Annotated in this window: 14 protein-coding genes; 5 read left to right on the top strand and 9 right to left on the bottom strand. The window is 27.4% G+C overall.

Annotation, left to right across the window (positions count from 1 at the left end; genetic code table 11):
• Positions 1-35 precede the first annotated feature (35 nt).
• The 5 genes from ACEN2H_RS13755 to ACEN2H_RS13775 form a co-directional block, all read right to left on the bottom strand.
• A complete protein-coding gene (locus tag ACEN2H_RS13755) occupies positions 36-587 on the bottom strand; it encodes a hypothetical protein (RefSeq protein WP_441733308.1) in 552 nt (183 codons plus the stop codon).
• 275 nt (positions 588-862) lie between these two features.
• Positions 863-1,537, bottom strand: coding sequence for a hypothetical protein (locus tag ACEN2H_RS13760; protein WP_441733310.1), 675 nt, complete (start codon positions 1,535-1,537; stop codon positions 863-865).
• A gap of 160 nt (positions 1,538-1,697) precedes the next feature.
• A complete protein-coding gene (locus tag ACEN2H_RS13765; protein ID WP_441733312.1) occupies positions 1,698-2,069 on the bottom strand; it encodes a hypothetical protein in 372 nt (123 codons plus the stop codon).
• Positions 2,070-2,100: 31 nt separating this feature from the next.
• Entirely contained in the window at positions 2,101-2,421 is a 321-nt protein-coding gene (locus ACEN2H_RS13770) for a hypothetical protein (protein ID WP_441733314.1), read from the bottom strand.
• 120 nt (positions 2,422-2,541) lie between these two features.
• Positions 2,542-3,120, bottom strand: a complete 579-nt coding sequence (locus ACEN2H_RS13775; RefSeq protein ID WP_441733316.1) for an FISUMP domain-containing protein — start codon at positions 3,118-3,120, stop codon at positions 2,542-2,544.
• 334 nt (positions 3,121-3,454) lie between these two features.
• On the opposite strand from ACEN2H_RS13775, the gene ACEN2H_RS13780 reads away from it, so the two are divergent.
• The 5 genes from ACEN2H_RS13780 (at position 3,455) to ACEN2H_RS13800 (ending at position 6,445) form a co-directional block, all read left to right on the top strand.
• Entirely contained in the window at positions 3,455-4,492 is a 1,038-nt protein-coding gene (locus ACEN2H_RS13780) for a hypothetical protein (protein WP_441733318.1), read from the top strand.
• Between the two features lie 4 nt (positions 4,493-4,496).
• Positions 4,497-5,096, top strand: coding sequence for a macro domain-containing protein (locus ACEN2H_RS13785; protein ID WP_441733319.1), 600 nt, complete (start codon positions 4,497-4,499; stop codon positions 5,094-5,096).
• A 1-nt stretch (position 5,097) separates the two neighbouring features.
• Positions 5,098-5,481 (top strand): hypothetical protein, encoded by a 384-nt coding sequence (locus tag ACEN2H_RS13790; RefSeq protein ID WP_441733320.1) that lies wholly within the window; start codon positions 5,098-5,100, stop codon positions 5,479-5,481.
• A 67-nt stretch (positions 5,482-5,548) separates the two neighbouring features.
• The gene (locus ACEN2H_RS13795) at positions 5,549-5,680 is read left to right on the top strand and encodes a tetratricopeptide repeat protein (protein ID WP_441733332.1); all 132 of its coding nucleotides are present in this window, start codon (positions 5,549-5,551) and stop codon (positions 5,678-5,680) included.
• A 213-nt stretch (positions 5,681-5,893) separates the two neighbouring features.
• Entirely contained in the window at positions 5,894-6,445 is a 552-nt protein-coding gene (locus ACEN2H_RS13800) for a hypothetical protein (RefSeq protein ID WP_441733322.1), read from the top strand.
• Positions 6,446-6,863: 418 nt separating this feature from the next.
• Here ACEN2H_RS13800 and ACEN2H_RS13805 read toward each other — a convergent pair whose 3' ends face one another.
• From ACEN2H_RS13805 to ACEN2H_RS13820, 4 genes are all read right to left on the bottom strand, one after another.
• Positions 6,864-7,571 carry a PP2C family protein-serine/threonine phosphatase gene (locus tag ACEN2H_RS13805; protein WP_441733324.1) on the bottom strand — a complete coding sequence of 236 codons (708 nt, stop codon included), beginning with the start codon at positions 7,569-7,571 and terminating at the stop codon, positions 6,864-6,866.
• Between the two features lie 44 nt (positions 7,572-7,615).
• Positions 7,616-8,191 carry a matrixin family metalloprotease gene (locus ACEN2H_RS13810; RefSeq protein WP_441733326.1) on the bottom strand — a complete coding sequence of 192 codons (576 nt, stop codon included), beginning with the start codon at positions 8,189-8,191 and terminating at the stop codon, positions 7,616-7,618.
• Positions 8,192-8,560: 369 nt separating this feature from the next.
• Entirely contained in the window at positions 8,561-8,959 is a 399-nt protein-coding gene (locus ACEN2H_RS13815; protein ID WP_441733328.1) for a hypothetical protein, read from the bottom strand.
• A gap of 104 nt (positions 8,960-9,063) precedes the next feature.
• Entirely contained in the window at positions 9,064-9,471 is a 408-nt protein-coding gene (locus ACEN2H_RS13820; RefSeq protein WP_441733330.1) for a DUF3293 domain-containing protein, read from the bottom strand.
• Between the last annotated feature and the right edge of the window lie 604 nt (positions 9,472-10,075).

Raw genomic sequence — 10,075 nt, forward strand, 5'->3', positions numbered from 1 at the left:
AGTTTAATAAAGATTAATAATCAGCAATCAATTTACTAGTTCAAAATAACAACTATTCCCTTTTTTATTTTTCTAAAAATTTCAGTATCAGAAGAAAAATCAGAATCTTGTACCATTGTCTGAAAGAAAAAATTCAATTCGTCTCCTAAAACTAAACGCCCAGCAGTGAATTGTGACGTTAAAAACTCGTCTATTTGTTCTTGACTGATTGGATCAAAATTAATCCCATGAGCCGCTGGCACATCAAGCAAATAATTTACTTTTTCAAAATGCGGTCCAAGACCACAATATCCAAATTTTGGATATTTAAAATAGCGTAACCAAACAGCTAGTAGATTTGGAAACCTAGCATGAGCATGTTGATCAGATGAGCTCATTGTAAAAAGACAAACACAAAATTTATCTCTATTTTCAGGAGCTACTTTCATTATATCATTTTCATAATTTTCCCAATTGTACCCTCCAAAAAAACTGGTTTTTGAATCAATGTAAGGACTTAATTCAGATGCAATATTATTACAATTAGTTTTTCGTAAAGAATTTAAATCGATAAGAAACTGTTGTTTTGAATATTCTAATAGTGTCATATTATTAATGTTTACAATTATTTTAGAATAGTGTTACTTATTTTATCCAGTTCGGCTTTTAATAACTTATCAAGACCTGAATACCAGGCCAAGTGCTTACTCCATTTATAACATTTTGGACAACAGGTATCCTCCCATATTTTTTTACATCTTGTATTAGTACAAATTCCTCCTGTCTCAAATGTATTAAATATTTGAAGACAGGAACATTGCCATAATTTTTCCGAAGTTGGTTTCCAAGAGCATTTCGGGCATTTTGTTTCTATTGACATAACTCAAAATTTATTTTTTAAAAATTCATTTTTAAATTCATTTAACCTTTTTTTGCTGGCATTAAAGCTTTTAAATAATTTTTTATAAGGTTCATAGAGTTCCAAAAAACGTTTATTAATTTCATCAAACCCTTCAGATGGGATAGATATTTTTTTGTTTGCTATTTCTTTAACTGTAATATACTGCACCTTAGAAGTCATATTTACTGCCTTTTCATCAATTAAATCTTTCAAGGCAATATCTAATAATGCATGAAATAAAGGCAAATTATCTAAAACAATTTTTCGGGGTTGCAAGAATATAAAATCATTTCCCGCAATTATTTCATTTTTATTGAAATCAAAGTCTTCAATATCAAGCAGAGATATTGTGCGATTCTTACCTACTCTATTTATTAAATAGCTATTTGAGTTTAAAATACTATTTGAACCAATTGAACTTGATGAATTATAATCTAAAAGATAACTTGCATCAATAGATTTAGTATCGAAGTTAACAGCGTTCATTGTTAACACTTTAATTTTTGAAGTATATAAATTAATATCTTCAAGTTTACTAGCATTATTTAGCTTTACTTTATCTAGCAATTGCTTACCCTGCTTGACCTCGAAAAGATCAGAAATATAAAAATCATTCATGGCTGAAGATCCTGAAAATAAGAAAAAACATAAAATCATTATTTGTATATTTAAATTATTGGACAAATATAATCATTATTTTGTTTTAAAATAATTTTTAAGTTATTTTTTACACTTTTATTTTTTAATAAAAATATATCGTTTGATACTTAAAAATATTAATAAAACATAGAATTAGTGCAATCATATTAAAAATAAACTATATAGATGATAGAAACTCCAAAGCATCACAATTGTTATAAGTCAAAATCTGATTCATGGTAAACATTTTAAAAATAAAAGATTTTAGAGACTGTGAAAAATCATTAAGATTTTGAGTAATTGGTGGAATTATTTCGAAATAATGAAAAGCTCTTATAACTAAAGTGTCTTTTGAATTTGTATTCAATAAACATATCTGTAAGCTTTCATCTAAATCTCTAGTTGATAGATAATAATCTAGAATGTTTTTCATAAAACGAGTATCATTTTCCACAATTATTTGTTCTACAAATAATCTTGCACTTTCTGTCATAATCGAAGTTGTATTTTCTGGAATCATTGAATTTGAAAATAAAAAGTTGAATAGCATAGTTTTTAGATTTTGATTACTTAATAAAACTTCATCTATTTTTAAAAACATCTAGAGTTTTAAGTAATTTTTCTTCAGAAGAATTGTTATCAAAGAAGCCATTTTCACTATAGAAATCTCCTAAATTACAAGGCATATTATCATGTTTCATAATTCCATACATATTTGAAATATCATCTTCTGAATTATCTTTAAAATCGATCATAGTTATTCCGTCAGAAACAACAAAATAACCCATGCACTCTAACTCGTGTTCTGTGATTTGGTCAATATCATCAACGAAATACACCAAACAATCCGTGAATCTTGACTTTATGATTTTGGAATTTAATTTATCTATTAATTTATTCATAGTTCTGTTTATTTATTTTCATAAATTTTATATTTTTCATATATCCATATAAATTTGGATGGATAATTTTATCTTTGTAGTTATTGCAATATTTTTATAGTAGATTTCAATTTTAATATATTATTTTTTCAGAGCTCTTACTGAAAAGCCATATTCAATTAGTTCTGATTTACACTCTATTATTGATACTTCCACTCCTTCGATTAATCTTAAACAAGATGGCACTGCTTTATCAATAAACCAAAAACAAGCACTAAATCCGCTTGTGACCCAGCCATTTTTTCTTCTTAATCCAATAGCTTTTGCTGTAAATCCTGATAAATTTCCGTATTTATTTTTCCTTAATCGCTCTTCTTCTTCTAAATAAACAATTTCAGGAAAATCACTTTCTTCAATACTCTTAAGTTTTAACCCAGCAAATTCCTTACCACCTAAATAATCTATCAATTCATTAATATCATCAGAATTCGGTATTTTAAACTCTTCGGTTAACAAACCTCTAGAATCTGTTATAGCATAATAATTATAAAGGACTTCTCCTTCATATTCATCTGAAAAATAAAACGCGGGACTTTTATTAAGGATAGAATGATACCACTCTCCTCTTGACTGAGCATTTGGAATGAAATCACCATTATTAAAAATAGTCGTGTTTATGTTTTTTTTCATCCAAACTTGTGTTCCTATTTCAACCGTCATATTTTCTTTCCTATTTATGATTTCTCACTTAATTATATGTTTACCAAAATTTCTATTCTTCTAATTAAAAACTTTAATTCAAGCATAATTGTATTATTATATACAGTACCGCAAATGTAAAAATAATTAATTTAATAAATAAATAAAAATTTATTAAAAAATTAAACATTAAATATATAAATTTGCATTTAAAATTTAAATAAAGTGTAATTATTTACTTTTTTAATTAAAATTTTTAATCGAAGGGATGTTGTAAGAAATTTAAAATCAAATTATATATAAATATTAAAATACAAACAAAAACAATTTAATGGAATAAATAATCAAATAAACTATGCCAACGAAAACACAAATTGCAAAATTAACTGAGTTGATTTTTGATAAATTATCAACTACTGAATACCACCCCATTGATTGGAGAACGGCTATATATGCTGGATTACTTGAAAGAGATAATCATAAAATAATTGATTATAGCCATGGAAATCAAAATACATGGAAATTAAATCATAGCTGGAGATCAGCAATGAATAAAAGTACTGAAATGTTAAATGAATGCTGTTGTAAAATTGACTTTAATGAAAACTTAATCTTTCATTGTATATATGAAAATCAAAATGCAGTCCTAGAAGAAATAAAAATAAGTCTTAAAGTTGATGACTTTAAAAAAGCACTTTGGTCAACTATTGGCGTTAACAATAAAAAAATATTAAACAGCAAAAATGAAAGAGCCTTTTTATTTAACAGTATTGTTAAGGTCATTACTCAGGAAAATAATGATAATAATGTTATTATAAATCGAAATGATTTTGATGAAGATTATAACGAAAATGAAATCCACCCAAAAATTAGAGCCATCTTTCATTTATATTCTTCAATCCATAATGCCTATAATAACAATAATTTAACTGATGAAGAGCAAACATTTTTTCAATATGCTCTTGGTGCTTCTCTATTTTATTTACCACATCCTGAAAAATGCTGGAATGGCAGAATTAGCATGAAGGCGATTAATCATATTTTAGAAGGAGGAAATAAAGTCAAAGACCACATTACTCCAAGAAAATTTGCAGCGAAGCAATTATTAGAAGAACAAAATCCCTTAACTTTAAAAGAGGTTGCTGATAGATATTGGAATGACTATTCCTATTTTACATATGTGACTACAAATGAAAATTATCTACTAAGAAATTATTACACTGATGGCTCAACTTACGAAGAGGCAAGCGAATTAAATGGGATTAAATGGATTTGTTTAAATAATCAAAGTGAACTTAGAAAATTTATGAAGTATTTAATAGATAAAAAGTTGAATAATAATTTGACATATAAGAAAATAGATAGTTATTTAACTCAATTTAGAAATCTATAAAATTATGATAATTCAACTTATTGACAATAATAAACAAATGTGTGAAGCGTGGGAACTCCAATTTAAAGGATGTAAAGATGTACGTGTTTTTCATGGAGATGTTTTCGAGAAATCAACTGACTGTATTATCTCTCCTGCTAATAGCTTTGGGTTTATGAACGCAGGGCTCGACTTAATCATCATAGAAGTTTTGGGATTCCAGGCTCAGGAACGACTCCAAATGCGAATAAAAGAAGAACATAACGGAGAACTTTTAGTTGGTCAGGCAATTCTATTAGAATTAGATTTTGAAGCAGTACCATTTTTAATTTCAGCACCCACAATGAGGGTCCCAATGATACTAAACGATTCGGTCAATGTTTATCTTGCCTCGAGAGCAATTTTCTTATTGTTAAAACAAAACCACCATAGAATAAATACTGTCACCATATCCGGATTGGGGACAGGGGTGGGAAAAGTACCTTATGATATTTGTGCTAAGCAAATGAAACAAGCTTATGATGATGTATGGCTAGACAAATTTATTTTTCCAAAAACTTGGTATGGTGCACAAAAAAAGCATCAATTGCTTTATTCTGATGAATATAAAGATTTACAGTATTAAAATGAGAGATAAAATAATTTATATAGATTTTGATGGAACAATTCAAGAAAATGGATATCCTGAAATTGGAAATTTAAATGAATTTTGTTCAGAAATGCTATGGGAGTTGCATGACTTAGGGGTTAAATTAATATTGAATACTTATAGAGCTGATTTAGAAAATGGTTCCTTGGAAGCAGCAATAGAGTTCATTAAAATACATAATTTACCCATTACCTGTTGGAATACAAATAAAATAAAGCCAAAGCCTTTTAATCCACTTCATAAAGAAATCTTTATTGACGATGAAAGCGAAAGTTGTCCTCTAAAATTATCGGATAGGATTTATAATAAAAAGGTAGTATGCTGGGTAACTATTAGAAAAGCAATAATGGACTCAATATAAATATAAAAACAATGTTAATTTAAAACTTCAGATCAAGCGATACATTATTTTTGAAGCAGCCTTCGAAATAGATTTAACATATGCTGATTCGCATTATCAAAGAGGGATTTGTTATTTTTATTTGTCAAAACCCGACAAAGAATTAGACAATTATAACAAAGCAATCCAACTGCAACCTAGAAAGAGATATCCTTTTTAGGTGCTTGGGGAATATGAGTTTTCATTAAGTGATTTTACTAATGCAATTAAGTTAAATCCTGAAACAAAGATTTATATACCTCACGAGCATTAGCCCAAAGAACTATTTTAGATTTACACAAATAATTACAATCATCAATAGTATTTATGGAGAATTAAAGAATAATTTTATGGCGTTATTAAATCAAAAACCAAACATCTACAATTTCCTTCTATGCAAACGCTCAAAATTAATCTTCATGGAGAAAGTTGGACACTGAAAAAGTTTGAGTGCAGCGAGGAGGATTTAGTTGAATGCTTGAAAGTGGCAGCCAAAATGAAACTTCCATTAAAAGAGGCATTGTTGAATCCATTTTTTTATTACAATCTCCGATTGCCAAAAATACCTTCATTAGAAAATTTGCCTGGAAAAAAAATTACTGGATTACTAAATTCCCCTAAAAACCAGATAGAAATTTTACTAGATGGCAAGAAAATTAGAAAGCATTATTTTTCTGATTTATTACTCTTATTTCCAATGTTTGAAGTAGATCGTATTTCAATGCTAGATGATTATAGCCCCGGGATTTATGTTGAACAAAAAGCTATTGGATTTATCGCTAGCTATGAGCTAAAAGTTGAAACTGTAAACCTTGATGATTTACAGTTTAAATTACTGGAATTTAAGGATAAGATTCTATTACAGAAACCCACTTATCAAAATAAAAATATGCTTTTCAGAAGAAAGGAAACTTTGTTGATATACCAAAATAGCTTTGAGGTGTAAATCACTATCAAAAAACAGACTGATTTAGATTCATAATCAAACTAACGCATCATATTCTCTATATACTCCATACCCTACAAATTCCATTAAGAATTATAGCAATAAATATTTTGAATTTCAAATTAAACTGAAAAACTTTTTATCAAATCCAACCCGATTCAAAAGGAAACCTAATATCTAAAGTCAATATAAAGGATGAATTGATTTTGATATTATGATGAACATTTAATTAATTTAGTTTTTTAACAAAAAAGTATTTTTGTCATTCTATCTTGATGTTTTAGAGTAAATATATGCAAATACTATAATTAAAATTAAAGGCATTTTAAAATATTTTTAAAGTGATAAATATATACATGTCCAGTTTACGATTTGTTTTGTCTATCATCTTAAGATTTATTTGTTGTTCTTTTATAAATCATCCAAGCTGAAAAACTATTGCTGAGTAATTATCATTTGAAAATATTTTGCAATTTTTATTGAGCTCATCAATAATACATTTAGAAGATTTCAATTCAGAAAACAAAGATTCCAAATCAGAATCAATCCACGATTCAATTATACCATCTGTACATACAAGAAAATAGTCGTTTTCTCTTATATCTTCTATTAAAATTTGGTCTAATTCTACTGGTTTTCGAGTACCTTTTATTGATTTAGTCAACTCATTAGCATCAGGATGAAATAAAGCCTCAACAGCGGACAAAACACCGTTATTGACAGCTTCATTAACCAAAGTATGATCTTTGGTTTTAAATATAATTTTTCCGTCTCTAAATTGATAAACTCTACTGTCTCCGGCCCATGAAATTAAAACAGTATTTTCTATGATTTGAGCCAAAGCCAAAGTACTTGACATACGCTCCGTATTAGGATACTTCTTTTTATAATTTTGTAATAATTTCTCAGCCTCTTTCACTGCTATTAAAGCACTTGAATTATGAGATTTAGATAACAAGTTGTAAATAGATTCAGCTAGCAATTCTGAAGCTATCTGTCCATTACCATTACCTCCAACACCATCACAAACTAAATACAATTTCCTTGATAGATATTTAATGTAATCTTCATTCTCCTCATTTTTGCCTTTGTCAGAAATAAAAGCTTCGGGTTTAATTATAATCATTCTTTGTCGTGAAATCTAAATAACTGTTTTTGAACTTTATACTTTTATCTAATTTGGTTCCAACACTTAGAACAAAACCAAATTTTTTCTCTATCGACTTGTTTTATAGTTCCACTAGCACTTGTCATCATACATTCTTTATCATTAGTACAATGATCTAATCCTAGATTATGCCCAATTTCATGGAGAGCAACCTTATTCAATCTTTCTAAAAACTTAGCTTTAGACACGTTCTTTTTTAGTCTGAAAGTCGAAATAACACATGTTTTTCCTGGTCTAAATCCCAATCCAAATACACCCCATTCAGGAATATCATTACTCTTTCTATGAGTAATATCTTTTTCTGTTATTAGTAAGACATTTTCTTTTGAATTGTATTTTTTTAATATTTTACCCGCTTCATATCTTGTTCCACTTCCAGCCAAAACATCGGTAATTAGATTTAGTTTTGACTTAATTACACAGTCATAACCATAGAATTTTTTAACAGACGTTTTTATATAATCCAAATATTCTTGTTTTACATCTCCTAGCGGTTGGATATAAATTGTTTTTGGTTTTGCATTTACAAAGGAAAATGTTAAAAAAAGTAACACTACTATAAAGGATATTTTTTTCATTTTTGGTTTTTCTTTTTCTGTTGAATACAGTATTCAAAACTTATACTAATTAAATTACGGTTAAATACAAACAACCATTTCGTTCAAAATTTATCAACTAAGTTATATCTATTGAATTATTTACAAGACTTTCACTTATTAGATTAAACTTATTCTGTAAGGTTTCATTCAGGTGTGTTACCGACAAATCAGAATGGTTATAATAAAAATAATTGACTCCCTTATGATAATTATATAAAGCTGCCAATATAAGGTGTTTTATATTTAAATCCATCAAGCAAGTCCAAAGCTTGAAATCCTATCATTATCATCAGGGAAATTTGATAAAAAATTGCTTCTTATTGTACAATCCAATCGGTAGTGTTCAAATTATTTTGCATTTCGTTTTCTGTTTAATTCAAAATCAAATTTCATATTGGCAGGCATTTTATTGGTATCGTAATCAAAAAGCCAATAAGACAGTTCTTTGAAATAGTGCATTATTACAATATTCTTTGTGTAAAATTTTGTTTTTGTTAATTCTGTTATCGTGTAGATTGGGTTGTCCCCATAAGTCAAATCAATACTATCCTGAATACAAATTTGACTTACCTGATTTTGCAATTCAGAAATAGTTGCACCAATTGGATCAATTCCCAAAGAGATTATTTCCTTTAAAATTAATTCATATGGTGAAAAAACCGTGATTTTTATACCTTCAGGATTAATGTAAAAAATAGTATTTACATTGGTTATTTTTTTTCTGTATTTTTTTTTGATTGTTTCCACGATTTAACTTCTATCAATGACTATAAAAACTTACTACTACTTAAAAATTATTATACCAAAAACTACTATTTAGCTATTTGATTAATTGTAAGATTGAATTTTATTTAATTAACTAATATGATTAACTCCGCCAATACTCCAACTACTCCAAAAACAATTGCATTTTGTTCATACTTTTTTCCTAAAACAATTGCCTGTTCACGTGAAATATCTCCAACAAAAAAACTGATTTCTGGCGGCCAATCACCCAAAGTATCTTTCCCTTCAGCAGGAAAAATTTGGTAATTGTTTAAATCTGCCTCAAGAAGTAGGTTTAACACCTTATTTTCTTCTATTGATAATGCTTTTGAAAATGGATTCCAAGCGGTTATAAAGCACCAAGAAGTAAAATTATGTTCTTTTAAAAAAGAGTTTAATTCTGTGTTTTCTTTTTTAAGGTAAATATCAATTTTAGGATTGATAATACTATAGCAGGTGGCTTCATAACCAAGCAACAATTCTTTTGATATCATACTTTTGTAAAAATAGTTAACATATAAGTTTTTATTATTTCAATACATTATTGTTTTTATTTACATTACCTCTCCGTATGGTAGTATATGTAAGCAAAAATTATTATTACGATTACTATTAATGGCATATTATTATTTTTTTAAACGGTTCAAAACATATATTGATACTATTAGCAGGACAAACCACAACACCATAATTAAATTAAATTTAGAATTAATATTTCTACTCTATAATCTTTTATAAAATAACTTATTCATAAAATACATTACCGAAAAATTAATTTCCTCGATCTATGTGAATACAATGCTTTCATTATTTCGCTACAGAAGTAAATAAAATATTCGAAATACACAAGTATAATGGGATATATTTTTGTGCGAAAAATTTCTATATAGCTTTACAAAGGAAATTATAGCTTCGGTATTTGTTGTCTGATTTTTTTTTAAAAGTAGTCAATGTATAAAAAAAAGAATGCTAGAACCTTTAGAATTAGGTAATCAAGATTATAATAAAACTTAAAATCATTAGTGTATTGACCCCTTAAATAATCGGACACAATTATAAATCAAAAACTATAATTTTGTACGATGGAAAAACGAAAAT

The sequence above is a fragment of the Flavobacterium sp. W22_SRS_FP1 genome, assembly GCF_052113685.1.
Lineage (GTDB): Bacteria > Bacteroidota > Bacteroidia > Flavobacteriales > Flavobacteriaceae > Flavobacterium.